This is a genomic window from Arthrobacter sp. A2-55 (assembly GCF_025548615.1).
Taxonomy (GTDB): Bacteria; Actinomycetota; Actinomycetes; order Actinomycetales; family Micrococcaceae; genus Specibacter; species Specibacter silviterrae.
On the sequence record NZ_JAJLOZ010000030.1, the window covers coordinates 1 to 26,024 of the forward strand.

At 66.1% G+C, this 26,024-nt stretch carries 27 protein-coding genes; 17 read left to right on the plus strand and 10 right to left on the minus strand.

All coding sequences use genetic code 11. The features are described 5' to 3' along the window. Nucleotides 1-250 precede the first annotated feature (250 nt). The 8 genes from LPN03_RS10060 to LPN03_RS10095 all read left to right on the plus strand — a co-directional run bounded on the left by LPN03_RS10060 (nucleotide 251) and on the right by LPN03_RS10095 (nucleotide 5,995). Nucleotides 251-1,540: an adenylosuccinate synthase gene (locus LPN03_RS10060; protein WP_262454148.1), complete on the plus strand. Its 1,290-nt coding sequence runs from the start codon at nucleotides 251-253 to the stop codon at nucleotides 1,538-1,540. Between the two features lie 115 nt (nucleotides 1,541-1,655). Then, nucleotides 1,656-2,462, plus strand: coding sequence for a carbon-nitrogen hydrolase family protein (locus LPN03_RS10065; protein ID WP_262454149.1), 807 nt, complete (start codon nucleotides 1,656-1,658; stop codon nucleotides 2,460-2,462). A 62-nt stretch (nucleotides 2,463-2,524) separates the two neighbouring features. After that, complete coding sequence (locus LPN03_RS10070) at nucleotides 2,525-3,043, plus strand: SUKH-4 family immunity protein (RefSeq protein ID WP_165180341.1); 519 nt, start codon at nucleotides 2,525-2,527, stop codon at nucleotides 3,041-3,043. A gap of 43 nt (nucleotides 3,044-3,086) precedes the next feature. After that, entirely contained in the window at nucleotides 3,087-3,503 is a 417-nt protein-coding gene (locus LPN03_RS10075; RefSeq protein ID WP_165180340.1) for a CoA-binding protein, read from the plus strand. Between the two features lie 19 nt (nucleotides 3,504-3,522). Continuing rightward, nucleotides 3,523-4,416: a polysaccharide deacetylase family protein gene (locus LPN03_RS10080; RefSeq protein WP_262454150.1), complete on the plus strand. Its 894-nt coding sequence runs from the start codon at nucleotides 3,523-3,525 to the stop codon at nucleotides 4,414-4,416. 37 nt (nucleotides 4,417-4,453) lie between these two features. After that, the gene (locus tag LPN03_RS10085) at nucleotides 4,454-5,020 is read left to right on the plus strand and encodes a dihydrofolate reductase family protein (RefSeq protein WP_262454151.1); all 567 of its coding nucleotides are present in this window, start codon (nucleotides 4,454-4,456) and stop codon (nucleotides 5,018-5,020) included. Next, nucleotides 5,017-5,424: an MmcQ/YjbR family DNA-binding protein gene (locus LPN03_RS10090; protein ID WP_262454152.1), complete on the plus strand. Its 408-nt coding sequence runs from the start codon at nucleotides 5,017-5,019 to the stop codon at nucleotides 5,422-5,424. Before LPN03_RS10085 ends, LPN03_RS10090 begins: the two co-directional genes overlap by 4 nt. Then, nucleotides 5,408-5,995, plus strand: coding sequence for a DUF1990 family protein (locus LPN03_RS10095; protein ID WP_262454153.1), 588 nt, complete (start codon nucleotides 5,408-5,410; stop codon nucleotides 5,993-5,995). Before LPN03_RS10090 ends, LPN03_RS10095 begins: the two co-directional genes overlap by 17 nt. A gap of 84 nt (nucleotides 5,996-6,079) precedes the next feature. On the opposite strand, the gene purL is transcribed toward LPN03_RS10095, so the two are convergent. From purL to purS, 3 genes are read right to left on the minus strand one after another with little or no spacing between them, the layout of a single operon-like run. Beyond that, nucleotides 6,080-8,398: a phosphoribosylformylglycinamidine synthase subunit PurL gene (purL, locus tag LPN03_RS10100; RefSeq protein WP_410468577.1), complete on the minus strand. Its 2,319-nt coding sequence runs from the start codon at nucleotides 8,396-8,398 to the stop codon at nucleotides 6,080-6,082. Continuing rightward, nucleotides 8,399-9,151 (minus strand): phosphoribosylformylglycinamidine synthase subunit PurQ, encoded by a 753-nt coding sequence (gene purQ / locus LPN03_RS10105; RefSeq protein ID WP_165180337.1) that lies wholly within the window; start codon nucleotides 9,149-9,151, stop codon nucleotides 8,399-8,401. Between the two features lie 2 nt (nucleotides 9,152-9,153). Further along, nucleotides 9,154-9,405 (minus strand): phosphoribosylformylglycinamidine synthase subunit PurS, encoded by a 252-nt coding sequence (gene purS / locus LPN03_RS10110; RefSeq protein WP_165180336.1) that lies wholly within the window; start codon nucleotides 9,403-9,405, stop codon nucleotides 9,154-9,156. Nucleotides 9,406-9,735: 330 nt separating this feature from the next. On the opposite strand from purS, the gene LPN03_RS10115 reads away from it, so the two are divergent. Together LPN03_RS10115 and LPN03_RS10120 are read left to right on the plus strand one after the other, a co-directional pair. After that, nucleotides 9,736-12,450, plus strand: coding sequence for an exo-alpha-sialidase (locus LPN03_RS10115; RefSeq protein WP_262454154.1), 2,715 nt, complete (start codon nucleotides 9,736-9,738; stop codon nucleotides 12,448-12,450). An 84-nt stretch (nucleotides 12,451-12,534) separates the two neighbouring features. Continuing rightward, a complete protein-coding gene (locus tag LPN03_RS10120) occupies nucleotides 12,535-13,515 on the plus strand; it encodes a GDSL-type esterase/lipase family protein (protein ID WP_262454155.1) in 981 nt (326 codons plus the stop codon). Between the two features lie 191 nt (nucleotides 13,516-13,706). Here LPN03_RS10120 and LPN03_RS10125 read toward each other — a convergent pair whose 3' ends face one another. The 3 genes from LPN03_RS10125 to LPN03_RS10135 are packed head-to-tail and all read right to left on the minus strand — an operon-like array spanning nucleotide 13,707 to nucleotide 15,466. Beyond that, nucleotides 13,707-14,672, minus strand: a complete 966-nt coding sequence (locus tag LPN03_RS10125) for a 3-methyladenine DNA glycosylase (protein ID WP_262454156.1) — start codon at nucleotides 14,670-14,672, stop codon at nucleotides 13,707-13,709. A gap of 35 nt (nucleotides 14,673-14,707) precedes the next feature. Further along, nucleotides 14,708-15,196, minus strand: a complete 489-nt coding sequence (locus LPN03_RS10130) for a hypothetical protein (protein ID WP_165180334.1) — start codon at nucleotides 15,194-15,196, stop codon at nucleotides 14,708-14,710. Nucleotides 15,197-15,238: 42 nt separating this feature from the next. Then, nucleotides 15,239-15,466: a hypothetical protein gene (locus LPN03_RS10135; RefSeq protein ID WP_165180333.1), complete on the minus strand. Its 228-nt coding sequence runs from the start codon at nucleotides 15,464-15,466 to the stop codon at nucleotides 15,239-15,241. Between the two features lie 218 nt (nucleotides 15,467-15,684). Between LPN03_RS10135 and LPN03_RS10140 the strand changes: the two genes are divergently transcribed. Further along, nucleotides 15,685-16,821, plus strand: a complete 1,137-nt coding sequence (locus tag LPN03_RS10140; protein ID WP_262454176.1) for a sensor histidine kinase — start codon at nucleotides 15,685-15,687, stop codon at nucleotides 16,819-16,821. After that, nucleotides 16,818-17,498: a response regulator gene (locus LPN03_RS10145; RefSeq protein ID WP_165180331.1), complete on the plus strand. Its 681-nt coding sequence runs from the start codon at nucleotides 16,818-16,820 to the stop codon at nucleotides 17,496-17,498. Before LPN03_RS10140 ends, LPN03_RS10145 begins: the two co-directional genes overlap by 4 nt. Here the strand turns inward: LPN03_RS10145 and LPN03_RS10150 are convergent. Then, nucleotides 17,495-17,965 (minus strand): MarR family winged helix-turn-helix transcriptional regulator, encoded by a 471-nt coding sequence (locus LPN03_RS10150; RefSeq protein ID WP_262454158.1) that lies wholly within the window; start codon nucleotides 17,963-17,965, stop codon nucleotides 17,495-17,497. The genes LPN03_RS10145 and LPN03_RS10150 overlap by 4 nt on opposite strands. A 120-nt stretch (nucleotides 17,966-18,085) precedes the next feature. Between LPN03_RS10150 and LPN03_RS10155 the strand changes: the two genes are divergently transcribed. Continuing rightward, nucleotides 18,086-18,310, plus strand: coding sequence for a hypothetical protein (locus tag LPN03_RS10155; RefSeq protein ID WP_262454159.1), 225 nt, complete (start codon nucleotides 18,086-18,088; stop codon nucleotides 18,308-18,310). A gap of 85 nt (nucleotides 18,311-18,395) precedes the next feature. Then, nucleotides 18,396-18,620 (plus strand): hypothetical protein, encoded by a 225-nt coding sequence (locus tag LPN03_RS10160; protein WP_370875226.1) that lies wholly within the window; start codon nucleotides 18,396-18,398, stop codon nucleotides 18,618-18,620. 72 nt (nucleotides 18,621-18,692) lie between these two features. Here LPN03_RS10160 and LPN03_RS10165 read toward each other — a convergent pair whose 3' ends face one another. Beyond that, entirely contained in the window at nucleotides 18,693-19,979 is a 1,287-nt protein-coding gene (locus tag LPN03_RS10165; protein WP_165180328.1) for an aspartate kinase, read from the minus strand. 298 nt (nucleotides 19,980-20,277) lie between these two features. Between LPN03_RS10165 and LPN03_RS10170 the strand changes: the two genes are divergently transcribed. Beyond that, the gene (locus LPN03_RS10170; protein WP_262454161.1) at nucleotides 20,278-21,216 is read left to right on the plus strand and encodes an ABC transporter ATP-binding protein; all 939 of its coding nucleotides are present in this window, start codon (nucleotides 20,278-20,280) and stop codon (nucleotides 21,214-21,216) included. Then, on the plus strand, nucleotides 21,213-22,421 hold the full coding sequence (locus LPN03_RS10175) for an ABC transporter permease (RefSeq protein ID WP_262454163.1): 1,209 nt from the start codon (nucleotides 21,213-21,215) through the stop codon (nucleotides 22,419-22,421). Before LPN03_RS10170 ends, LPN03_RS10175 begins: the two co-directional genes overlap by 4 nt. 113 nt (nucleotides 22,422-22,534) lie before the next feature. On the opposite strand, the gene ilvD is transcribed toward LPN03_RS10175, so the two are convergent. Next, nucleotides 22,535-24,433, minus strand: a complete 1,899-nt coding sequence (ilvD, locus tag LPN03_RS10180; protein WP_262454164.1) for a dihydroxy-acid dehydratase — start codon at nucleotides 24,431-24,433, stop codon at nucleotides 22,535-22,537. Nucleotides 24,434-24,510: 77 nt separating this feature from the next. Between ilvD and LPN03_RS10185 the strand changes: the two genes are divergently transcribed. Then, nucleotides 24,511-25,335, plus strand: coding sequence for a helix-turn-helix transcriptional regulator (locus tag LPN03_RS10185; RefSeq protein ID WP_165180326.1), 825 nt, complete (start codon nucleotides 24,511-24,513; stop codon nucleotides 25,333-25,335). A gap of 63 nt (nucleotides 25,336-25,398) precedes the next feature. Here the strand turns inward: LPN03_RS10185 and recR are convergent, their stop codons facing one another. Then, nucleotides 25,399-25,998, minus strand: coding sequence for a recombination mediator RecR (recR, locus tag LPN03_RS10190; protein WP_165180325.1), 600 nt, complete (start codon nucleotides 25,996-25,998; stop codon nucleotides 25,399-25,401). Nucleotides 25,999-26,024: the final 26 nt, after the last annotated feature.

The window sequence follows — 26,024 nt, forward strand, 5'->3', positions numbered from 1 at the left end:
ATGGAGCGTCGCGGGAAAACCCGCCAGAAGTGATGGAGCGTCGCATGGGAGGGGGCTTAATGTGCGCCCGCCTTTCCATTCCGGTAAACTTGGGACGCAAGACCCCCTTGATTGCCTGCCGGGGTACAGCAGCGCTGGAGACGGATGGCAGTTTGCAAGGGGCATTTTCGTGTCCGGACGGTGTACGGCGGAACGTTCCGCCGACCCATGCAGCGACCGGCTCAACTTTATGAGCAAGGGGGAGGATCCCATGCCAGCAATCGTGATCGTCGGCGCCCAGTGGGGCGACGAGGGCAAGGGCAAGGCCACTGATCTTTTGGGCGGCCTGGTGGACTATGTGGTGAAGCCGAACGGCGGCAACAACGCCGGGCACACCGTGGTGGTGGGCGGTGAGAAGTATGAGCTCAAGCTCCTTCCCGCAGGCATTTTGAGCCCCAATGCCACCCCCATCATCGGCAATGGCTGCGTGGTGAACCTGGAGGCCCTGTTTGAGGAAATCGAGGGCCTGCAGGCCCGGGGCGCGGACACGTCCAAGCTGCGGATTTCCGCCAACGCACACCTGGTGGCCCCGTACCACCAGGTGCTCGACAAGGTCACCGAGCGTTTCCTGGGCAAGCGTGCCATCGGCACCACAGGCCGCGGCATCGGCCCGGCCTACATGGACAAGGTGGCCCGGCTCGGGATCCGCGTCCAGGACGTGTTTGACGAGTCCATCCTGCGTCAGAAAGTGGAAGGCTCGCTCAAGCAAAAGAACGAGCTCCTGGTCAAGGTCTACAACCGCCGCAACGTGGAAGTTGACGAGATTGTGGACTACTTCCTGGGCTTCGCCGAGCGCCTGCGCCCCATGGTCATTGACGCAACATATGTGCTCAATGAGGCCCTGGACCGCGGCGAGGTGGTGCTCATGGAGGGCGGCCAGGCCACCTTCCTGGACGTGGACCACGGCACCTACCCGTTCGTGACCTCCTCCAACCCGACGGCGGGCGGCGCGTCCGTTGGCTCGGGAATCGGCCCCACCCGCATCACCCGCGCCGTGGGCATCATCAAGGCCTACACCACGCGCGTGGGCGCCGGACCGTTCCCCACGGAACTGTTCGATGACATGGGCATCTACCTGCAAAAGACCGGCGGCGAGTTCGGCGTCAACACCGGCCGCCCTCGCCGCTGCGGCTGGTACGACGCCCTCCTGGCCCGCCACGCCTCCCGCGTCAACGGCTTCACGGACTACTTCGTCACCAAGCTGGACGTGCTCACCGGCATCGAGCAGATCCCCGTCTGCGTGGCCTACGACGTGGACGGCGTCCGCTTCGACGAAATGCCCATGACGCAGACTGACTTCCACCACGCCCAGCCCATCTTCGAATACTTCCCCGGCTGGACGGAAAACATCACCGGCGCCCGCACCATGGAGGAGCTGCCGGAAAACGCGCGGAACTACATTCTGGCGCTGGAAAAAATGTCCGGCACCCGGATCTCCGCGATCGGCGTGGGCCCGGACCGCGACCAGACCATCGTCCGGCACGACCTCATAAACGACTAGGCCGTTCCTTCCAAGGCGGGACGACGGCGGAACTTAAGTTCCGCCGTCGTCCCGCCTTTTTAACACCCCGGCAGACTACGCTGGAGGTAGGTAAACGAACGGTTGAGGAGTTGCCATGAAGGTCAGTGTTGGACAGTTCAACCCGGGCGGCGACGTCGCGGGCAACCTGGCGGTCATGCGCAGCTTGGCGGCCTCGGCACGGGACGACGGCTCGCGGCTGATTGTTTTTCCCGAGGAATCCATGTTTTCCGTGGGCCGGGTGCCCGGTGACTTTACGGCCGCCGTGGACGCCCAATGGACCACGTTTGTCCAGGGCCTGAGCCACATTGCCGCCGACGTGGGCATTGCGGTGGTTGCCGGCGGCTACGAGTCCAGCGGCGAGGCACGCCCGTACAACACCCTGGTGGCCGTGGATGACGACGGCGGCATCCTGGGCACCTACCGCAAGCTGCACCTGTATGACGCGTTTTCCTACCAGGAGTCCAAGCGGATCAAGCCGGGCAACAGCGGCATCACGCTGGTGGACATTGGCGGATTCAGGGTGGGCATCATGACGTGCTACGACATCCGCTTCCCGGAGCTGGCCCGCGCCCTGGCACTGGAGGGGGCGGACCTCATTTGCGTGGCCGCGGCCTGGTTCAAGGGTGACAACAAGGTGGACCACTGGGAGACGCTGCTGAAGGCCCGCGCCATTGAAAACACGGTGTGGATTGCGGCTGCGGGCACATCCAGCGACCATTGCATCGGGCATTCGGCCGTGCTGGACCCCATGGGCATTCCGCAGGACTTCCTGGACGACGAGCCCCAGGGCGTGGCCACGGCGGATGTCACGCACAAGCGCATCGAGGAAGTGCGCGAATTTTTGCCCGTGCTGCGGAACCGGCGCTTTGGCGAAGGTGCGGTGTTGGCCGGAGCCAGCTGATTTATTCATTGACGGCCGGGCCACAGGGTGGTTAGTGTCGGGATTAAGGGCAGGAGGAAGTCATGAACGATTCCAAAATATGGGCGGCACTCGAGCCGCTGCACCCCTCGGCGCTGGATGACATGCCGATGGATGGGAACTGGCTGAAACCGCCATTTGCCAACGATCCGTCCGGACGCGCCATCGTGTGCAATGACGGCGACTTCCAGTTTGTGGTTGTTGACCGCAAGAGGGGCTCCGTGCTGTTCGTGTGCGAGGACGACGAATCAGTGGTGGCCTCGAGCCTGGAGAGCTTTGTGAAGATTGTTGCCGCCTGGGGTTCCATCGACCGGGACGCCCCCGGACCGGAGGACGACGCCGATTTTTCCGAGGTGAAGAAGTCGTTCGAGCAGCAGCTCAAGTCCCTGGACCCGGTGGCTGCAGGCTCCAACGAGTTTTGGGCGCTGTACACCGAAGAACTGACCAGTGACGACTATGTGGACATTGACGACGAGCTGGACGACGATGACGACGAGGAGCAGGAAACCGACACGGGTGACAATGACCGCCCGGGCGCCGACGAATCCTTCAGCCTCGCCTAGTTCCCCGCATTTCCCGCAGCACGCAGCACCTAAGCTTGAGAACATGACCCATGTAAACGACCCTGCCGTGATCCGCCGGCTGCTGGCCACGCCTGCCCGCTGGGCCGTGGTGGGCCTGTCCAACAACCCGCTGCGCCCCGCCGTCGGCGTGTCCCTCTACCTGCAGCAGCACCTGGGCCAGGAGATCATCCCGGTGAGCTTGAAGGGGGACGACGTCCACGGCGCCAAGGGGTACAAAACATTGGCAGAAATACCCGGAAACATAGACGTTGTGGACTGTTTCGTGAATTCGGCCAAAGTAGGATTGGTGGTGGACCAGGCCATTGCGGCCGGCGCCAAGGCCGTGTGGCTGCAACTTGGCGTGATCGATCAGGACGCCGCCCGGCGGGCAGCGGATGCCGGCCTGGACGTCGTCATGAACACCTGCCCCAAGATCGAGGCCGCGGTTTTGGGCCTGTAAGTCCCAACGGAGAATATCCATGCCCCGCCACCTCCACACGGCCCCCCATGTTGCCCGCTGGATCACGCTCGCCCTGGTGGCCGTGGTCCTGGCCGCCGCGGCCTTCGGCGCCGTGCGCCTCGCCTGGGGAGGCCCGACGCCGGCCGGCACCGACACGGCCGCCGCACTCCCGGCTCCTGCCGCCCACAGCACCACGGCGGCAGCCGGGACTCCCAGCGCAACTGGCCCAACGGCGTCGTCCGCGCCGCGGGGCCCCGTGGACCCCAGGACCGGGCGGCACAGCACCCTGGACGGACTGGTGCCCGACTTTACCCTCCCGCCCGTTGAAAACGGCCTAGCCCCCGTCATCACCAGGATCCCCACGGAGCAAAAGGTGGTGTTCCTGACCATCGACGACGGCGCCGTCAAGCGGGCATCGGACCTGGCCCTGATGGAGCAGCACGGGATCAGGGCGTCGCTATTCCTCGCGCACAACTTCATCGCCGGCCATGCCAGCTTCTTCACCGCCCACACGGCAGCCGGGTTCCTCATTGAAGACCACACCATGAGCCACAACCTGGGCTTCATCCACCTCAGCTATGAGCAGCAAAAGGCCGAAATTTGCGGGATGGCGGACTTCGAGGAAAAGAACTTTGGCCGCCGGCCCGTGCTGTTCCGTCCCCCGGGAGGGCCGTACACCATGTCCGTGCAAAGGGCCGCTGCCGCCTGCGGCATGAAGGCCATTGTGGACTGGGAGGCGAAGGCTAGCGCCGGCAGGATGGACTACCAGGTGGGCCATGCACTGCGGCCGGGCGAGATTGTCCTGATGCACTTCCGGCCGGAATTCCCGGCAGACCTTGCAGCCTTCTTAAAGGCGCAGCAGGCGGCAGGGCTGAAGGTTGTGCTGCTGGAAGACTATCTGGGCGTGAAATAGCTGCTGTGCCGCAGGGAGCCAAGGTACCGTTGAGCCCATGACCCGCATTGTGTACTACACAGCCAGCACGCTCAACGGCTTTCTGGCTGACGAGGACAACTCGCTGGCTTGGCTGTTTGTCGTGGACGATTCCGGCGGGCCCGACATTGCGGCCTTCATGGCCGGCGTGGGCGTGTTTGTGGAGGGCTCCACCACCTATGAGTGGGTGTTGCGCGAGGAGAAGCTGCTGGAAAACCCGGCCAAGTGGCAGCAGTATTACGGGTCCAAGCCAACGTATGTTTTTTCTTCCCGTGAGCTGCCCGTGCCCAGCGGCGCCGACGTCCGCTTTGTCAGTGGCCCGGTTGCGGATGCCCTGCCGACCATCGTGGCCGCCGCGGGGGATGGGGATGTGTGGGTGGTCGGCGGCGGAGACCTCGCCGGGCAGTTCCTGGACATCGGCGCCCTCGACGAACTGGTGGTGACCATGGCCCCGGCCGTGTTGTCCGGCGGGGCGCCCCTGCTGCCCCGCACCGTGGGCCCGGACAGGCTGGAGTTGCGCAGCGCAGGCATGTTCGGGCAGTTTGCCCAGCTCACGTACGGCGTCAAAAAATCCGAGGCGCAGTGAGCATCTCAGCAGCCGAATTCCGTGCCGCCGCCCTGAAATTCCCGGGCAGCTACGAGGACTTCCCCTTTGGCCCGGAAACGTCCGTCTTCAAGGTCAGGGCTCCCAGCAGCGGGGGCGACAAGTGGGTGGGAAAGATGTTCGCCGCGGGCCGGCTGGACAGCGCGGAGCTGTCCGTGAGCCTCAAGTGCGATCCGGAGCTGGCCCCGCAGCTGCGGGCCGCCAACCCCGCCATCACACCCGGCTACCACATGAACAAGAGGCACTGGAATACGGTGGACTGCACCGCGGCCGATGCGCAAACGGTGCTGGACCTGCTGGAGGATTCCTACGACCTGGTGGTGGCCGGGCTACCGAAGAAACAACAAACTGCCCTGGAATGGAGCGCCCGTGTTGCCAAGGAATAGCCGGTCCGGCCAGGGGAAGCCGGGCCTGAACTACCCGGAGCTGGGCAGGACCCGCCTGAACGCCGGGCTGCCCACGGGAACCGGCGCGTGGCCGGACGGCTTTGACCACGTGGACAGGCAGCTGCGGGTGGGCACCGGGGACGCCGCCTTCACGGCGCTGGCCGAGGGCATACTGACGTGGCAAATCCAGCGCCGCGCGGGCCTGCGGGTGTCGGCACCCCCGCGCGCCGTGGTGGGTGCCCGGGTGGTCAGCGGCTTCGGTGTCGGTGACCTCAGGCTGCCGGTTCCGTGCGAGGTGGTCTGGGCGCTGGAGCCCGCGGGCGTGCTGCGCAGCGACGGCACCGAGGTGCAGCTGGCCGGGTTTGGCTACGGCACGCTCCCGGGACACCCGGCCCTTGGCGAGGAGGCATTCCTGGCCATGAAAACGCCCGACGGCGGCGTCTGGTTCAGGCTCCTTGCCTTCAGCAAGCCCTCGGGCCTGCTCTTCAGGCTGGGCTCCCCGGTCACAAAGCTGACCCAGCGCAACGTGACAATGGCGTACCTGCGTGCGGCCCAATCCCTCACCGCTTAAGCAACTGTGAGTCAGAAACTGCATCATGATCAACCTGTTTTGGTTGATTCCCGTGCAGTTTCTGACTCACAGTTGCGGAGGGGGTCAGCCGAAGTACTTGGCCAGCGTTCCCTCATGCGCCTCGCGGAGCTCGTCCAGCGGGGCGCTGAACAGGCCCTGCAGGTCCAGGGCGCCGCCGGCGGCGTCCACCACGCCGATCCGGGAGACCGGGAAGTGGCGGGCCGTGCACATGTCGTTGAACCTGACCTCTTCGCTGCGCGGGACGGACACGATGGCCCGGCCCTGCGTCTCTGAGAACAGCAGCGTGAAGATGTCCACGCCGTCCCGTGCGGCCACCTCGTCCAGCGCCACGCGGGCGCCGGTGTTGTTCCGCAGCGAGGACTCCACCAGGGCGGCGGCAAGGCCGCCCTCGGACAGGTCGTGGGCCGAGTCGATCATGCCGTCGCGTGAGGCGTTGATGAGGATCTCGCCCAGTTCCCGCTCGCGCTTCAAGTCAACCTTCGGTGCGGCACCGCCCAGGTGCCCGCGGAGGTTGGCCCACTCGGAGCCGTCCAGTTCGGCGGCCGTGTTGCCCAGCAGGTAGATGGCCTGGCCATCCTCGGCCCAACCCGACGGCGTGCGCCGGGCAACGTCGTCGAACTTGCCCAGCACCGCCACCACGGGGGTGGGGTGGATGGGGGTGGTGCCCGTCTGGTTGTAGAGGGAGACGTTGCCGCCGGTGACCGGGATGCCCAGTTCCATGCAGGCGTCGGACAGGCCGCGGATGGCCTCCGCCAGCTGCCACATGACGTTCGGGTCCTCGGGGGAGCCGAAGTTCAGGCAGTCACTGACGGCCATCGGGATGGCGCCGGAGGTGGCCACGTTGCGGTAGGCCTCGGCCAGGGCCAGCTGCGCGCCGTGGTACGGGTCCAGGAACGTGTAGCGGCCGTTGGCGTCGGTGGCCAGGGCAACGCCCAGCCCGGTTTCCTCGTCGACGCGGATCACTCCGGCGTCGTCGGGGAAGGCCATGGCGGTGTTGCCGCCCACGTAGCGGTCGTACTGGTTGGTGATCCAGTCCTTCGAGCACATGTTGGAAGAGGCGATGAGCTCCAGGACGGCTGCCTTGAGCTCCTCGGGAGTGGCGGGGCGGCCGGCGTCCTGCACGGAGCCGGTGAAGGTGTCCGCCTGCAGGGCGTCCTGCCATTCCGGGCGGGCGTAGGGGCGGTCATAGACCGGGCCGTCGTGCGCCACGGTGCGGGGATCGACGTCGACAATCACCTCGCCCTCCCACTTGATGATGAGGCGCCCGGTGCCGGTGACCTCGCCCAGCCAGGAATACTCAACGGCCCACTTGTCCATGACGGCCTCAAATGCAGCTACGTTCTCGGGGGAGACCACGGCCATCATGCGTTCCTGGGACTCCGACATGAGGATTTCGCCCGGCGTAAGGGTGGGGTCGCGCAGCAGCACGGAGGTCAGCTCGACCTCCATGCCGCCGTCGCCGTTGGAAGCCAACTCGGACGTGGCGCAGGAGATGCCCGCGGCGCCCAGGTCCTGGATGCCCTCCACGAGGGAGCCCTTGAACAGCTCCAGGCAGCACTCAATGAGCACCTTTTCGGCGAAGGGGTCGCCCACCTGCACGGCCGGGCGCTTGGAGGGCTTGGTGGAATCGAAGGACTCCGAAGCCAGCACGGAGGCGCCGCCAATGCCGTCGCCGCCGGTGCGCGCGCCGAACAGCACCACCTTGTTGCCCAGGCCGGAGGCGTTGGCCAGGCGGATGTCCTCGTGGCGCATCACGCCCACGGCCAGCGCGTTGACCAGCGGGTTGCCCTGGTAGATCGGGTCGAAGACCATCTCGCCGCCAATGTTCGGCAGGCCCAGGGAGTTGCCGTAGCCGCCAATGCCTGCCACGGCGCCGTGCATGACGCGGGCCGTGTCCGGGTGGTCGATGGCGCCAAAGCGCAGCGGGTCCATGACGGCCACGGGGCGGGCGCCCATCGAGATGATGTCGCGGACAATGCCGCCGATGCCGGTGGCGGCACCCTGGTAGGGCTCCACGAACGACGGCGAATTGTGGCTTTCGATCTTGAACGTGACGGCCCAGCCGTCCCCCAGGTTGGTGACGCCGGCGTTTTCGCCGATGCCCACCAGCATGTCCTTCTTCATTTCCTCTGTGACCTTTTCGCCAAACTGGCGCAGGTGGTTCTTGGAGGACTTGTAGGAGCAGTGTTCGCTCCACATGACGGAGTACATGGCGAGCTCAGCGCCGGTGGGGCGTCGCCCCAAAACCTTCACGACGTCGTCGTACTCGTTTTGCTTCAGGCCCAGCTCGGCCCAGGGCAGCTCGACGTCGGGGGTGGCGGCGGCGTTTTCAACCGTGTCGGTGTTGAACTTTTGGGCGGACTCGGTGGAAATCTCAGCCATTTATTTGCCTCCAAGCAGCGTGTTCAGGACGGATGCGAAGAAACCCAGGCCGTCGGTGCCGGTGTGGCCCGGGCCGTAGCCTGTTTCCACGGCGTGCTCGGGGTGCGGCATGAGGCCCACCACGTTGCCGGCGGCGTTGGAGATGCCTGCGATGTCGCGGCGTGAGCCGTTCGGGTTGCCGCCCATGTAGCGGAACGTCACCAGGCCTTCGGCTTCCAGTGCGTCCAGGGTCTTTTCGTCGGCGATGTACTGGCCGTCCTGGTTCTTCAGCGGCACGGTGATGTCCTGGCCTGCGGCGTATGCGTTGGTCCAGGCGGTGGTGTTGTTCTCCACGCGCAGCACCTGGTCGCGGCACAGGAACTTCAGGTGGTCATTCTTGATCATGGAGCCTGGCAAAAGGTGCGCCTCGGTCAGGATCTGGAAACCGTTGCAGATGCCCAGCACCGGCAGCTTGGCGTCCGAGTTCGCAGCGTCAACAATCTTGCCCATAAGCGGGGCAAAGCGGGAAATGGCCCCGGCGCGCAGGTAGTCGCCGTAGGAGAAGCCGCCGGGGATGATGACGGCGTCAACGTCGGCAAGTTCGGTGTCGGCGTGCCACAGTTCGACGGCGGTGGCCCCGGACACCCGCACCGCACGGGCCGCGTCGCGGTCGTCCAGGGTGCCGGGGAAGGTGACAACGCCAATGCGGGCACCTGCCAGGGGGGCGCCGGCCGGGCCCGACGGGTAGGAGCCGATCAGGGGGGTTTCAGTCATGGCTAGTCCGCCACCACTTCAACGTTGACCACGTCTTCAATGACCGGGTTGGACAGCATGGACTCGGCGGCCTCGCGTGCCTGCGCCAAAATCTCCTCGGTCACCTCGCCGTCCACCGTTAGTTCAAAGCGCTTGCCCTGGCGGACAGCGGAGAAAGCGGTGAAACCCAGGCGGGGAAGGGCGCCAACAATGGCCTTTCCCTGCGGGTCGAGGATTTCGGGCTTGAGCATGACATCGACAACGATCCGGGGCATCCGTTGGACTCCTGTTTAAAAAGGGGGTGGCCACGGATTGCCGTCTTACGCCGTCTTTGGCCAGGCCGCAGCGGCCTGAAAACCGGTAGATGAAGCGCTCCGCGAGCTTGCCTTTCCATTCTACCGAGTCTTTGCAAACTCCCGGAATCGGCGGACGGGGGAAAGATGACGACACATTTGGACCCGAACCGCGGGGGACTATCAATGTGATCCATCGCATAGTAACGTGATACCACATCCCACCTCCCAGGACGGAGGACTGGCACCTTGGGTGGGGTGTGCATTCGTCGAATTCCCTGCGGCCGTGCTGCGGCCCCGTGAAAGGAACACATGAAGTCCACCAACACAATGAACCGCTGGAAGGGCGTGCCAAGGATGGCCGCCGCCGGGGTTCTCAGCGCCGCGCTGCTCGCCGCCGCGGTGTCCCCGGCCCTTGCCGCGGTGCCTGCCACCGCCGGGTCTGCCACCGCCGGGTCTGCCGCCACGGGGCCCGCCACCGTGGCGGCGCCGAGCTACACGCAGCAAGTTCTGGCCAGCAATGGCGACAACGCCATTGACCCCGTCCTGGGCAAGTACTACCGCATCGTTGGGCTGGCCGACCTGGGCAACGGGGTGCTGCTGGCAGCCTATGACGGGCGGCCCGACGGCGGGGACTCGCCGTCGCCCAACTCCATCGTCCAGCGCCGCAGCACCGACGGCGGCAAGACGTGGGGCGCGCCAACGTACATTGCCCGCGGCCAGCTCGCAGCCCCCGGCGTGCTGCGCTACGGCTTCAGTGATCCCAGCTATGTGGTGGACAAGGAGACCGGCACCGTCTTCAACTTCCACGTCTACTCCAAGGACCAGGGCTTCGCCGGCAGCACCTTCAACAATGACGACGCCGACCGCCAGGTCATCAGCACCGAGGTCTCCGTCTCCACCGACGGCGGGCTGAGCTGGTCCACGGACCCGGCCAACATGCCCACGCTGCCCGTCCCGGCCGGTTACGCCACCGGCTCCGCCTACGCCGGCTTCGCGGGCCCGCTGGTCACCTCCGTGGCCAAGCCCGCAGGCTCCACTGTCAACGGCGTGGCCAATGTGGGCGGGGTTGCCGGCATGTTCGCCTCCTCCGGCGAAGGCATCCAGCTCAAGTACGGCCCGTACAAGGGCAGGCTCATCCAGCAGTACGCCGGCAAGGTCAAGCAGGCCGACGGCAGCACTATCATTCAGGCCTACAGCGTCTATTCCGACGACCACGGAAAAACCTGGCAGCGCGGGGCGTTCGTCGGCACCGGCATGGACGAAAACAAGGTGGTGGAGCTTTCCGACGGGCGCGTCATGCTCAACTCACGCGACAGCGCCAACGGCGGCGGGCGCAAGATCGCCATTTCCACCGACGGCGGCGCCAGCTACGGGGCGGTCAGCTACGACTCAGCCCTGACGGACCCCACCAACAATGCCGGCCTGACCCGCATGTTCCCCGACGCCGCCGAAGGCACCCCGGCAGCCAAGGTGCTGCTGTTCTCCAACGCGAACAACCGCTCCAGCCGTACCAACGGCACCGTCCGCTACTCCTGCGACGACGGGGCCACCTGGAGCGCGGGCAAGCAGTTCAAGGCCGGCACCATGAGCTACTCCACCGTCACCGCGCTCTCCGACGGCAGCTTTGGCATCCTGTATGAGGGCGACTCCAACACCATCACCTTCGGCAAGTTCAATGCCGCCTGGGTCGACGCCTTCTGCGACGCCAGCCTCGCCGCCGCCCCCGTCACTGGTGACAACGGCGCCACAGTTTCGGCCTCACTGACGGTCAGCAACACCTCAGCCGCAGCCATTGACGGGGCCACGGCAACATTTGCGCCGCAAGCCGGATGGGCCTTTGGTTCCGTGCAGCTGCCCTCCATTCCGGCCGGCGGGAAGGCAACTGTCCAGGTCCCCGTCACCATCCCGTCCTACGCCAAGGCAGGCAGCACCAGCATCAAGGCGCAGGCCACCGTGCTGGGCCACGTGCTCAGCGCCGCCGTCCCCGTGACCATCACGGGCGGCTCCACGGAAACCCTGGTGGGGGCGGCCATCACCGGCTCCCGCAATGACGCCGGCCGCGACCTGGCCGCCAACCCGTACGCCGCCGGCGACTCCGTGCCCTACTCCTTCGCCGTCGCCAGCACCGGCAACATCAGCGAGGCAGTGGTGCCCCAGTCCGGAAACGTGGCACCCTTTGTGCCGCCGGGAGCCGGCAACTGCCGGTACATGGTGCTGCCGGTCTGGGGCAGCTACAACTGCACCACCCCCAAGCACGTGGTCACAGCAGAGGAAGCCGCGAACGGCTTCTTTGTCCCGGTGACAACATGGCAGGTGACGGGCACCGGCGCGGAAACGCAAAACTACACCATCACCGGCGACGAGGTGGACCTCATGGTGCGCAACCCCCAGCTCAGCGGCACGGCCTCCACGGCCTGGAACGACGCCGACGGCAACGGTTTCGCCAACACCGGCGACACCGTCACCACCACGGTCACTGTGACGAACTCCGGCAATGTGCCCCTGACGGACGTTGCCGCCGCCGGCGTCGGCTCCCCGGTGGCCGGCCTGGCACCGGGCCAGTCCGCGAGCTTCACCTCCACTCGCGCCGTGACAGCCGAAGAGCTGGCGGCCGGGCAGGTAGCGGCGTCCACCTTTGCCGCCGCGGGCCACAACGGCGCCAAGACGGCCGCCGTCGACCTCGCGGCAGCAGCCCTGACGCTGCCCGTGGTCCCGCCGATGCCGGCGGGCAGCCCCGCCGTCGACCGGGCCAATCTCAACGGGCAGCCGCCGGTTGACCTGGGCCTGCAGGACGGCAAGTACCGGGTGGGCGACACCGTCACGGTGCACGGCGCGCCCGCCAAGCAGTGGGCGTATGTGTACCTGAACCAGCACGGCCAGCGCTTTGGCTGGTTCCTGGCCGACGCCGAAGGGACCATCACCTTCACGGTTCCGGAAGGCACCAAGAACGGCCTGGACACGCTGGTGCTGCTCGACAAGGACGGTGCGCAGGTCTCCTTCGGGGCCTTCCACGTCACCCCCTAGCAGCCCGACTGCCTCAACGGCACAGCATTAATGGGGCCGCCGCCCCGTGCGGGCGGCGGCCCCACCATCGATAGGATTTGTCCCATGGTTTTGGTTCCGGCGCAGTGGTCCGGCATGTTTTCCGTGGACACGGAACATGACGGCGGCCAACGCTTCCTCCGGCTGGATCCGTCCGGCTTCCTGCCGCCATCCACCGACGGCCTGGCCAACAGGGCCGCCATGGCCGCCGGCGTCCGCGCAGGCTGGCGCACGGGCAGCGGCGCGCTGGTGCTCGAGGGGGAAGGTGCCGCGGATGCCGCGGCGTATGACGTCCTGGTGGACGGTGCCCTGGCCCACCGGCTGCCCGCCGCGGGCAGCCATCGCCACCTGGTGCGGGTGGATGTGCCCTCCGCAGGCTCCCTTGTGGAGGTCTGGCTGCCGCACTTTGGCGACTTCCGGCTCAAGACTGCCACGTTCGACGGCGACGGGACGGCGCCATCGGCCCCGTCCGGGCCGCGGTGGCTCGCCTACGGCAGTTCCATCACACACTGCCAGCAGGCCGACGGCCCTACGGAGACGTGGCCGGCGCTCGTGGCCCGCAGCAACGGCTGGCAGCTACGCAACCTGGGACTGGCCGGCGAATGCCAGCTGGACCCCGTGGCTGCGGACACCATCGCCCTGACGCCCCTTGACATCATCAGCCTGTGCGTGGGGATCAACAGCTACAACGCGTCAGCGTATTCCGAACGGACATACGCCGGGGCCGTCTTCAGCTTCATTTCCACGGTCCGCAGGGCACACCCCCAGGTGCCGATCGTGGTGATCACGCCCGTGCTGTCGCCGCCGCGCGAAAACAAGCCCAACAACGTCGGCTGGACCCTGGTCGATTACCGGGCGGCCACTGTGGATGTGGTTGCGGAGCTGTGCCGCCGCGGCGACACCCGGTTGCATTGCGTCGACGGCGCCTCCGTATTGACCGCGCAGGAGGCGATTGACCGGCTGCCCGACACCCTGCATCCGGACAATGCGGGCTACGCCCTCATGGCGAAACGCCTGGCACCCCAACTCGCCGCCGCCCTCACCTGAGACGCTCCCTCATGTTTGGCGGTGTTTTTCCCGACGCTCCCGCACGTTTTGGGGGTGTTCGGCGCGACGCTCCCTCACCATTTGGGGTGTTTTTCCCGACGCTCCCGCGGAATGCTCGGAGCGTTCCCAAATAGTGCCCCGGTTGCAACCGAGCGTCGTGGAAAAGTGCCCCGATTGCAACCGAGCGTCAGTTAGGGGGTGGCGGTGGCGGCGTCCAGGGCTGCGCTGAGCCGGCCCCTCAGCACTGCCGATTCCGCCGCAAAGCCGCGCTGTTGCGCCACGTAGTCGGCCTTGCCCGCCGCGGTCTCGATCTGGATCGGAGGATAGCCCCACGCCGCGAGGTCGTACGGCGATGCCTGCATGTCCATGGCCCGGATCCGCCACGACAGCTCAAAACAGTCCATCACCAATTCACTCGGCAGCAGGGGCGACAGCTTGTACGCCCACTTGTACAGGTCCATGTTCGCGTGCAGGCAGCCGGGCTGTTCCATGTCCCGCTGATTTTCCCGCGTCGGCCTGAGTTCGTTGAGCCCGACGGCCTGCGGGGTGTAGAAACGGTAGGCGTCAAAGTGCGTGCAGCGGATCCTGTTGCCCTCCACCACCCCATCCGTGCCGGCGGAACCCAGCCGCAGCTGCAGGTATTCGTGCCGGACCTGGTTGGCTTCCTGCTTGTAGACCATGGCCCATTCGTGCAGCCCAAAGCAGCCAAATTGGGCCGGCCGCACCGCAGTCCGGCCCAGGATGATCCGGGCAAAGTCCACGGCCTCCCGGCGCTGCGCCAGAAACTTTTCCGTGTCAAGCACGACGCCGGCACCCGGGTGTGGTGCCTCCGGAACCAGGGTGCCGCCGCAGTCCGCGGGGCGGTAAAACTTCCAGCCCAACCGTTCCTGGGCGCCCTGGCCATGCAAAACGACGCCGGCGCCGGGATGCCAGCGGCGCAGCTGGCCCGGCTTTTGAGTGTAGTAGGTGAACAGGAAGTCCTCGACAGGGTGCTTTTGGCCGGCGGAACGCCGCGCCAGGTAGGGCAACGCGTAGCGGTCCACGCGTTCCTGGTGCGCCGCCTCGAGGGCCCGCCAGTGCGCCTCGGCCAGCCGTACGGGGTCCGCCGGCTGGCGCGTCTCCCCATGGTCCGGCAGCAAGGGCTTTCCTGTGGTCATGAGTCCATTATCCGCCGTCGGGTACGGGGGTGGGGTCAGTCTCCGCCGCCTCCCGACGCCGCGCAGCTCCCCAGGTTCAGCGAGACGAGGCCTGAACCAGTCAGCCGCTCAATGGTGCTGACGCTACCAAACTGCCCGCCGTCGGCCCGGAGGACTGTGAATTTGACCCGGCTCCGCCAGCGCACATTGGAGATGCCGGCGGCGTCCACGGAGACTCCGGAAAAACTGCTGGTGCCCACAATTCGATACGATGCCCCGAACTGGTCCCGGGCCGTGACGTCGCTTGCAACGTTGGTTCCCTCATAGTGGAACAGCCCGGCGCCGTCGGTTGATTCGTTGAACTCTCCAATGAGCCGGCCCCCTGTAACGGTCAGCGCGGCCGCGCCGCAATCAAGTCTCGCGCCAGTGGCGGGGAAGTCAATCCGTTGGTGGTAAGTTGTGGCATTGGCTCCCGTTGCGCCGGTGGCCAGAGCGGCTGCGACGGCCGCGGCCACGGCCGACATGCGCCATGTGCTCGTGTGCATTGTGGATCCTTTCTCGATTGGGCCGCCCAGCGGCCCCTTGTTTCAGCGGGTTGCCCGGTGGCGCAGAAGTGCCCTGGCTGCCGTGGTGCAACCGACCACTGCCAGCGCGATGAGGCTGAGCAGGAGGCCGTACCAGGAAATGTTTCCGACAACAGCTCCAAAGCCACTCGTGGCGGACTTGGACAGGGATGCGACGACGAAGAATACGGCGGCCATTCCAGCCAGTGACATGGCAATTTGCGCCAGTGCAGGCACTCGATTCTTGGACATTGTTTCCTCCTATGGGCATTGCCGAATGTGATGTTCCATCTTGGGCACGGTTGCGGTCCTGAGTCGTCGGCCTCGTGGTCCGTCGACACCCTTCGCTCGGACGAAAAACGGCCGGGCATTTTCATCCTCCGGAACGAGGACGGCCACCGTCTTTGGGCGGACAATGGAATAAAGTTCCTGGGAGGCGTGGAATGGGGATTGGTGGACGTTTGACCGAAGTGCATCCGGCAGTGGCGCCTGCCATGCTGTGGGTGTTGCTGATCGCCGAACAGCTGGCCGTGCAGCCACCTGGAATGCCGGTGGCTGTGATCGGCGCCTGCGTGATTGCCGCGGGACTCATGGCCAGGAGACGCCATCCGCTGTTTTCCGTCCTTGCCGTTGCCGGCACGCTCGCTGCTGAAGCTCCCCTGGGCGTGAGCACCCAGGATACCTCCGTTCCCATCATCCCGGTGTTCTGGGTTGTATTTCTTACATTTGCCGCGCTCCACGGTCGTCGCAGGGGGATCGCGGTGGTGGCGCTCATTGTCGCCATTGTTGCGGGAATGCTTCTTGAGGGCGGCCGGTTGGACGTGGCCAACCTCCAACACAGCTTCCTGTTCACACTGGCACTGGCCGTTCCCCCGGCGATCGCTGGACTATACAGTGATTCGCGCCACCGCTACACCTTGGCGCTTGAGGCGGAGGCGCGCGCCAGAGAGGCGCTCAGGGAGGCCGAAACTGAAAAGGCCCTCATCGAGGAGCGGTTGGGCATTGCCCGCGAACTGCATGACGTCATCGCACACGGCGTGGGCGTCATGGGCATCCAGGCAGGAGCAGTGCGGCTCCGGCTCCAGCCCGGACAAGACGAACTTGCAAGGGTTCTGGGCAGCATCGAGGAAACCGGGCGCTCTGCCATTGCCGAACTGGCCCGCGTCTTGGGCATCTTGAGGGCAGAGGCTACGGACATGGCCCCCCAACCGACATTGGCCGATCTGCCCGCCCTCGTGTCCGAGGCGCGAACTTCGGGTCAAAACGTTGCCTTCACCCTAGAAGGCCGCGGCGGCCTTGTTCCGGCCGGAATTGCCGTGTCCACCTATCGGATCGTGCAGGAACTACTCACCAATGCGCGCAAGCACGCACCTGAAAGCAGCGTCGAGGTGAAGGTGGAAATCAATGACAGTGCCGTCCATATAGCCGCGCGAAATGCCTTTCATACCCGGGACGCCTCTTCAGGGGGGACCGTGGGTGGGTATGGACTCGCCGGAATTCGCGAACGCGTGGAGGCCTACGGAGGCGGCCTTGAGCTGTCCCAGGGGGGCGGACTTTTTACAGTCGATGCGAGCCTGCCCGTGGGGCAAGTGCAGAGGGCCGGATGACAAGCGTGGCCATCGTCGACGACCAGGAACTAGTTCTCGCCGGCTTCAAAATGATTATCTCCGCAGAACCCGACCTGGTGGTGTCCGGCGAAGCCCGGTCCGGGACTGAGGCTGTGCAGATGGTGCGTCGGATTCGGCCCGACGTTACGCTGATGGACATTCGGATGCCCGGACCGGTGGACGGGCTGGAGGCGACCCGGGAACTCACGCGTGGAGGAGCCGCAACGAAGATCGTCATGCTTACGACCTTTGACACTGACGATTCTGTGTTCGCAGCCCTTGACGCTGGGGCAAGTGGATTCCTGCTGAAGAATTCGCCTCCTGAACGGATGCTGGAGGCCATTCGCATCGTTGCCGGTGGGGAAGCTCTGCTTGACCCTGCCGTCACAACCCGCGTCATATCAGAATTTGGCAACCGTCGCTCGCGAACGGCAGGCAATCATGGCTCCTGGCGGCTCACGGAGCGGGAAGGGGAGGTCCTCCGCGGCGTTGCGTCTGGATTGTCAAACGCAGAAATTGCCAGAATGCTTTTCCTGAGTGAGACCACGGTAAAGACGCACGTGGCCCATGTGCTCGCCAAAGTTGGTGCCAGAGATCGTGTCCAGCTGGTGGTGCGGTGCTATGAATCAGGATTCGTCCGCCCGGACCAGCCAGATTGGGCTGTTCGAGGCGACTAGGTCGAACGCCCAGACCCCACCGCGCTGTCGGCCTGGGCTGCCGCCGTGATCAGCGCCATCATGGTTTGGTGCAGCGCGGTTGCCGACTGCCGGTCCAGGCCCAGCCGGGCCATCATGGTGCCGGGGACGGACAGGGCCTGCTCCCGCAGGGCGGCCCCGGCGGGGGTGAGGTCCACGGCCAGGGCGCGCTCGTCGGCCTCCGAGCGGTGCCGCGTGACATAGCCCGCCGCCTCCAGCCGCTTGAGCAGGGGCGAAAGCGTTGCCGGCTCGAGCAGCAGGGCGGCTCCGATGTCCTTGACCTTGCGCGGGGCCTCCTCCCACAGGGCCAGCATGACCAGGTACTGCGGGTGGGTCAGCCGGAGCGGGGCAAGCACCGGCTTGTACGCCGCAATGACGCTGCGTGAGGCAACGCTCAGGCCAAAGCACAGCTGCCGTTCAAGCAGCAGGTCGTTGTCCTTGGCGGCCACTCTATAACTCCCGGGATCGGTGTGGAGGGACGGGAAACAGCCCGCCCCTCAATTAGTTAGTGCACTAACTAACAGGCTACTATGGAATTCACTCTTACCTTCAATCCACGGGGGAACCCCATGTCAGACGAGCGTTTTGTCCACCGGTTCATGCGTTTCACCGGACGCTTGCGCATGATTTTCGGCCCCGCCCACAGCAGTCCGCTGGACCATGAAATGACGCCGGAAAACAAGGCCCTGCTCAGCGCGCAGCAGGCCGCCACGGAGCAATGGGCCACCATCACGCGCCCGGACGGCACCACCTACCTGGTCCCCAAGGACCCGAGCGACCAATCCCTTCGCTGACGCCCGGCCAGGCGCCTTTCGGGCGGCGCCGGCGTAAACTGGTGAGATACGGCTCACACCGCATCCAGCTGGAGAGGGGGTGTTGATGATGACAGGGAACGACAAATTCATCACCAAGTTCATGCATGCCACCGATAGATTCCGGACCGTCTTTGGCCCGGCGGACCAAGGCGACATGGATTCCCCGGTGGTCCACCGGCACGACGCCATTGAAGATGAAAGCGACCAGACACTGTCGCAGATCGAGGTTGGCACCGATTCGGAAGGCCATCACTACGCCATCCGGAAAGACGACCAACCGTCCGCGTAGGCCGCGTCCGCGTAGCCCGCGTCCTGCTCCTCGCGCCGCACCGAACCGGCTGGCACCTTTGCGGTGCCGGCCTTAGCGGCCGGTGCCGCCGTACACGGTAGCCTCGTCTTCGCCGTCGAGCCCGAATGCCTGGTGGACGGCGCGGACTGCCGCGTCCAGCCGGTCCGCCCGGGTCACCACTGAAATGCGGATTTCCGAGGTTGAGATCAGGTCGATGTTCACCCCGGCGTCGGAGAGCGCCTGGAAGAAGCGGTGCGACACGCCCGGGTTGGACCGCATGCCGGCGCCAATGAGGGAGAGCTTGCCGATCTTGTCGTCATAGATCAGGTCCTCGAAACCCACCTCAGCCTGCTGAGCACGGAGGGCCGCCAGGGCGTCCTCGCCCTCCACCATGGGCAGGGTGAAGGAGATGTCCGTCTTCGCGGTCCCCTTGGTGGAAATGTTCTGCACGATCATGTCGATGTTCGTGTGCGCGCCGGCAATGATGCCAAAGATCATGGCCGCCTTGCCGGGAATGTCCGGCACGCCCACCACGGTGACCTTGGCTTCGGACCGGTCGTGGGCCACGCCGGAGATGATTGGCTGCTCCAAGGCAACTCCCTCTGAGATCTTGATTTTGTCGTCGGGGCTGGGCAGGACCCAGGTCCCTTCATGGTCGCTAAAGGATGACCGGACATGGATGGGCAGGCCAAAGCGCCGGGCGTATTCCACGCAGCGCAGGTGCAGGATCTTGGCCCCGGAGGCGGCCATCTCCAACATTTCCTCGCTGGAGATCTTGCTTATTTTCTGCGCCGTAGGCACCACGCGGGGATCGGCGGTGTACACGCCGTCCACGTCGGTGTAAATCTCGCAAACGTCTGCATTCAGGGCCGCGGCGAGTGCCACGGCGGTGGTGTCGGAGCCGCCGCGCCCCATGGTCGTGATCTCGTGAGTGGTGCGGCTCATGCCCTGGAAACCGGCCACAATGGCGACTTTGCCCTTGTCGAGGCAGGTCCGCACGCGGTGGGGGTCCACGTCGATGATGCGGGCCTTGCCGTGGATGCCGTCGGTGATCATGCCGGCCTGGCTGCCTGTGAAGGACTGTGCCACGCCGCCGTGGGAGCTAATGGCCATGGCCAGCAGCGCCATGGAAATGCGTTCGCCGGCGGTCATGAGCATGTCCAGCTCACGGGCCGGCGGGTGCTCGGAAACCTGCGCGGACAAGTCCAGCAGTTCGTCGGTGGTGTCGCCCATGGCGGAGACCACCACCACCACTTCATGCCCCGCATTTTGCGTTTCCACCACACGCCGGGCAACACGGAGGATGCCCGCGGCGTCTGACACGGACGATCCGCCATACTTTTGAACAATCAAGCTCATGGGTGCACACTCATCGGCTAACCTAACGCAACACAAACAAATGACTGGGGAATCTGGGCTGCCGCTCGCTCCGATCCACGCAAGCGCAGCGGCCGGTGCGGCTCTTTTGGCGCGGATGGCAGTAAGGCCCAGTTTAGCGCGGCGCCACCGCCAAGATGGAATTGGCGAGTCCACATGACGGACAGCGGCGCCATCCAAAGATACGACGCCGGGATGATGCCTTCCGCTGCCGGCCCACCCTAGGATGGTGCCAAGGCCGTGCCGGGCCCGGTGCGGCAGATGACATTTGGGGGCAGTGGTGGAAGCAGAAACAGAACCATTCACGGGGCTGGCCGCCGTGGGCATTTCGCGGCGCTTTGGCGCTGTCCAGGCGGTGGCAAACATGGAGCTGCATGCACCGGCCGGTGAGGTGACCGCGCTGATTGGCCCCAACGGCGCCGGGAAAACCACGCTGCTGCTGGTGCTGGCCTCCCTGCTGGCCCCCGACAGCGGCACCGTGCGCGTCATGGGAATTGACCCCATGAAGGAGCCGGCCGCCGCGCGGGCCCGAATAGGCTGGATGCCGGACACCTTGGGCGTGTGGGAGTCCCTGACTGCCCGCGAAATCCTCACTGTCATGGGCAAGTTCTACCGGATGCCCAAGGGCCGGCTGCCGGCCCGCGTTGACGAATTGCTGGACCTGGTCAACCTGGCTGAGCTGGCCGAGCAAAAGGCGCGCGTCCTTTCCCGCGGGCAGCAGCAGCGCCTGAGCCTGGCCCGGGCACTGATCCACGATCCGGACGTGCTGCTGCTGGATGAACCGGCGTCGGGCCTGGACCCGGGCTCGCGGGTGTCCCTGCGGCGTATCCTGCGCGGGCTGGCGGCGGACGGGAAGGCCGTCGTCGTCTCTTCCCATGTCTTGGCGGAACTGGATGAAATCGCCGACAGGGCTGTTTTTGTCAACGCCGGCCGCACAGTCCTGGTCCAAACAGTTGGCCAGGCCGCCGCGCAGGGCCGCCGATATGCCATCTCAGCGCTTGACCCGGCAGCCCTGGCCGCGGAATTGACCCGCCTGGGCGTTTCCTTTGACGCGGGGAAGGGCCGCCGGGATTCCGTCTCCGTGGCCCTCGGCACGGAAGCCCAGGGCGCGCAGCTGTTGGCGGACCTGGTGCGGGCAGGGGTTGCCGTCACCGCATTTGCCCCGGCGGCCGGCGCCCTGGAAGAGAGCTACCTGGGATTGGATGTGGAACAGCGATGACCATCATGGAGAACGGAACCGGCCCCGCGCCCCGGACTGATGCGGGGCCGTCGGGCCTGGGTGCCTACGCGGCCGGGGTGTGGGCTGTGGTGGGCATGGAATTGCGCCAGCGGCTGCGCGCCCGGGGCTGGTACATCATGCTGGTGGTCTGGTTTGGCCTGATCTGGCTGGTCACCGCGCTGACGTGGGCAAGCTGGAAATTCCAGAGCTCCGCCCAGGGGGACTTTGGCGGCGTAGCGGGCTCCGCGGCGAACGGGCCCGGTCCGCTCATCTTCGAGGCGGTGCTGGCCTTCGTGCTGCTTTTCGGGCTGCTGGTGGCTCCGGCGTTGTCCGCCAACGCGATCAGCGGGGACCGGGCGGGCGGCACGCTGGCCATCATGCAAGTCACCCTTTTGCGGCCGGGCCAGCTGCTGTGGGGCAAATTCCTGGCGTCGTGGTGTGCCGCCCTGGCGTTTTTGGTGGTGAGCGTGCCGTTCCTGGTGTTCGGCATTCTGCAGGGCGGACTGGGGGCAGGCCACATCCTCGTTGCCCTGCTCATGCTGGCCATCGAACTCGGTGTGGTGTGTGCCCTGGGCGTGGGAGTTTCAGCGCTGGCCAACCGCCCGCTGTTCTCCATTGTGGTCACGTACCTGGTGGTGGCCGCGCTGACGTTTGGCACGCTCATCGCCTTCGGACTGGGCATGATGGTCACCGACGGGACCGTGCAGGCGAACCAGGTGTATTACAAGAACAGCTATGTAGCGACGGGGCCTGACGGCACGGTGGACCCCTCCCAGCCGTCTGGCCAACCGGAACTGCCCCAGGACATCACGGACCAGAACGACCAGTTCGCCTGCTATGGACCGCTGCAGGACCAGAGGGCGCCACGCACGGACCGGGTCGCATGGCTGCTGGGCATGAATCCCTTCGTGGTGGTGGCGGACGCCATTCCGTACCCCGACCGCACCAGCGCCGCCCAACAGCAGTATGCCGTCGGGGCGTTCGAATCAATCAGCCAGGGAGCCCGCTCCGCCCAGGCCGGCCCCGAGGCAACGTGCCAGTGCGCCAACGGCAAGGTGGCGGCGTCGTACCTTTCCCCGCAGGCTCCCTTGTGGCCGCTGGGCCTGGGATTGCAACTACTGCTCGCGGCCGGGGTGATGGCGCTTGCCTGGCGGGCGCTGCGCACACCCGCGGGCAGGCTCGCCAAGGGCACGCGCATCGCGTAGGCGGCGGGCTCCCCGCCGAGAGTGCAGCTCTGGCGGCCCGGCGAATCGCCAGGCCACCAGAGCTGCACACTGGGTGCGGACCGCCCGGAACTCCGGCTGACCGCGTCTCCGGCTTACCGTGCGGCGGCGGCCAGCGTTGCGGGCGCCGTCATCAGCACCACGTCTTCCGGGATGTGCCGGACGGCGCCCTTGTCGGCGCTGGTGGCCATGGAGGCGTAGGCGCGCAGCGCAGCGGAAACCACGCGCTGGCGGGTGGCCGGGCGGTAGCCGGTGGTGGCCTCGAGGCGTTCGCGGCGCTCGTCGAGTTCAACCGGGTCCACCACCAGCTCCAGGGACCGGTTGGGGATGTCGATGCGGATCAGGTCGCCGTCCTCAACGAGTGCGATGGTGCCGCCGGCCGCAGCCTCGGGGGAGATGTGGCCAATGGAGAGGCCCGAGGTGCCGCCGGAGAAGCGCCCGTCGGTGATCAGCGCGCAGACCTTGCCCAGTTTCAGGCCCTTCAGGAAGGACGTGGGGTAGAGCATTTCCTGCATGCCTGGGCCGCCGCGGGGGCCTTCGTAGCGGATCACCACCACGTCGCCGGCCTTGACCACCTTGGAGAGGATCTTCTCCACGGCCTCGTCCTGGGATTCGCAGACCACGGCCGGGCCCTCAAACGTCCAGATGGATTCGTCCACGCCGGCCGTCTTGACCACGGCGCCGTCGATCGCGATGTTGCCGCGCAGCACGGCCAGGCCGCCGTCCTTGGAGAAGGCGTGCGCAACATCGCGCAGGCAGCCTTCCGCGGCGTCCGTGTCGAGCGAGGTCCACTCGGCCGACTGCGAGAACGCCGTGGAGGAGCGCTGGCCACCGGGGGCTGCGGTCCACAGCGCCTGGGCTTCGGGAGTTGCCTTGCCGCCGCGGATGTCCCAGTCGTCGAGCCAGTCCTGGAGGTTGGGGGTGTGCACCGAGGTGACGTTTGTGTGGAGCAGGCCGCCGCGGTTCAACTCGCCCAGCAGGGCCGGAATGCCGCCGGCGCGATGCACATCCTCCATGTAGTACGTCTTGTTCCCTGCGACGTTCGGGGCTACCTTGGCGAGGCACGGCACCTTGCGGGACTTCGCGTCGATATCGTCGAGGTCGTACTTCAGCCCGGCCTCCTGCGCTGCGGCGAGCAGGTGCAGGATGGTATTGGTGGAGCCGCCCATGGCGATGTCCAGGGCCATGGCATTGTCGAATGCCTCGAAGCTGGCGATCGCGCGCGGCAACACGGAGGCGTCGTCGTCCTCGTAGTAGCGCTTGGCCAGTTCGACGGCGGTTGCCCCGGCGCGCTGGTACAGCTCCTTGCGCGCGGTGTGGGTTGCGAGGAGGGATCCGTTGCCGGGCAGGGACAGGCCGATCGCCTCGGTCAGGCAGTTCATTGAGTTGGCCGTGAACATGCCGGAGCAGGAGCCGCAGGTGGGGCAGGCGTTGGCTTCGATGAGGTCGATGTCGGCGTCGGAAATTGAGGAGTCCACGGCGTCGGAGATGGCGTTGACCAAATCCAACGAGCGGATCGAGCCGTCCGTCAGCGTAACCCGTCCGGCTTCCATGGGGCCGCCGGAGACAAACACGGTGGGGATGTTCAGGCGCAGGGCGGCCAGGAGCATGCCGGGGGTGATCTTGTCGCAGTTGGAGATGCACACCAGCACGTCGGCGCAGTGGGCGTTGACCATGTACTCCACGGAGTCGGCGATCAAATCGCGCGAGGGCAGCGAGTAGAGCATGCCGTCGTGGCCCATGGCGATGCCGTCATCCACGGCAATGGTGTTGAATTCGCGCGCGATGGCGCCGGCTTCGTGGATGGCTTCGGAGACGATCCGTCCCACGGGCGCCAGGTGGGTGTGGCCGGGCACGAACTCGGTGAAGGAGTTGGCGACGGCGACAATGGGCTTGCCGATGTCGGACTTGGCAACGCCGGAAGCCATCATGAGGGCGCGGGCGCCCGCCATGTTGCGGCCGTGGGTGACTGTGCGTGAGCGTAATGGAGGCATAAAACCAGTCAAGCAGCACCAGGAGTCCGGCGGAAGACGGTGTCAATACTAGTAGTGGGAGTGCTAGTTTTAGAACAATGAATGAAGAACGACGGCGGGAACTCGGCCAGTTCCTGCGCGACAGGCGGGGCAACCTGGTCCGTGCCGAGCTGGGGCTGCCGCCCATTGGCCGCAGCCGCACCGTGGGATTGCGCCGTGAGGAGATCTCCTCCTTCGCAGCAGTCAGCGTCACCTGGTACACGTGGCTGGAACAGGGCCGGGACATCAACGCCTCCCGCCAGGTGCTTGAATCCATCGCCCGGGTGCTGCGGCTGAGCGCGGCGGAGCAGTCCTACCTGCTGGCCATGGGCGGGTATGCCCCTGTTCCCGCTGCCGAGGTTGCCCTGATTGAGGCGGCGCCGCCCCACCTGCAGGGGCTGCTGGATGCCCTGGGCTTTCCCGCTTTTGCCGTGGCCCCGGACTGGGGGATAGCAGGGTGGAACAGTGCCTATGCGGGGCTTTATTCGCGCATTGCCGGCGTCGACCCGGCGGACAGGAACCTGCTGTGGCTCATCTTTACCGACCCGCACCTGCGTGAAATGCTCCCCGACTGGGAGGAGACGTCCCGGCACTTTGTGGCCGAGTTCCGCGCTGAGGCCGGCCCACGGCTTGGATCGGGTCCGCACACAGCGCTGGTGGGCCGCCTTCTGGCCGCCAGCCCCGACTTTGCGCAGGTCTGGGCCGACCGCGGCGTGGAGGGATTCGCCTCCCGACGGCGTGTTTTCCTTCATCCGCATGTGGGCGAGCTGGTGTTTGACCAGCACCGGCTGGTGCCTTCGGACGCACCGGAACTGCACTTTGTCCTGTACGTTCCAACGCCCGGCACGCCCACGCAGGAGCGCCTGGCCCGTCTCGGCGGCTGACGGGGCCCGACTTTACGGCTGACGGGCGCCGCGCCGTTACGTCAGCGCGTTACGCCCGCGCCGTTACGTCAGCGCGTTCCGGCGGCCCTCAAACGCCCGGCCCAGCGTCACCTCGTCGGCGTACTCCAGGTCGCCTCCCACGGGCAGCCCGGAGGCCAGGCGCGTCACGGCAATGCCGATGGTCTTGAGCATCCGCGACAGGTACGTTGCCGTGGCCTCCCCCTCCAGGTTGGGGTCCGTGGCGATGATGATTTCCTGGATCTGGCTGTCATTGAGGCGCGTGAGCAGTTCGCGGATGCGCAACTGGTCAGGACCAATCCCGGCGATCGGGTTGATGGAGCCGCCCAGCACGTGGTACCGGCCCCTGAATGCGCGGGTGCGCTCCACCGCCAGCACGTCCTTGGATTCCTCCACAACGCAGATGACCGTCGGGTCGCGGCGGGGGTCGCGGCAAATATTGCACAGTTCCTCCTCCGTCACGTTGCCGCAGACGGTGCAGAACTTCACGCGTTCCTTCACGGTGACGATGGCGCGGACCAGGCGCTGCATGTCCTCGGTGTCCGCCTCGAGAATGTGGAACGCGAGCCGCTGGGCCGATTTGGGCCCGATGCCCGGCAACCTGCCCAGCTCGTCAATGAGCTCCTGAACTGCTCCCTCGTACACATTTCCTCTTGTCTATTGGTTCCTGA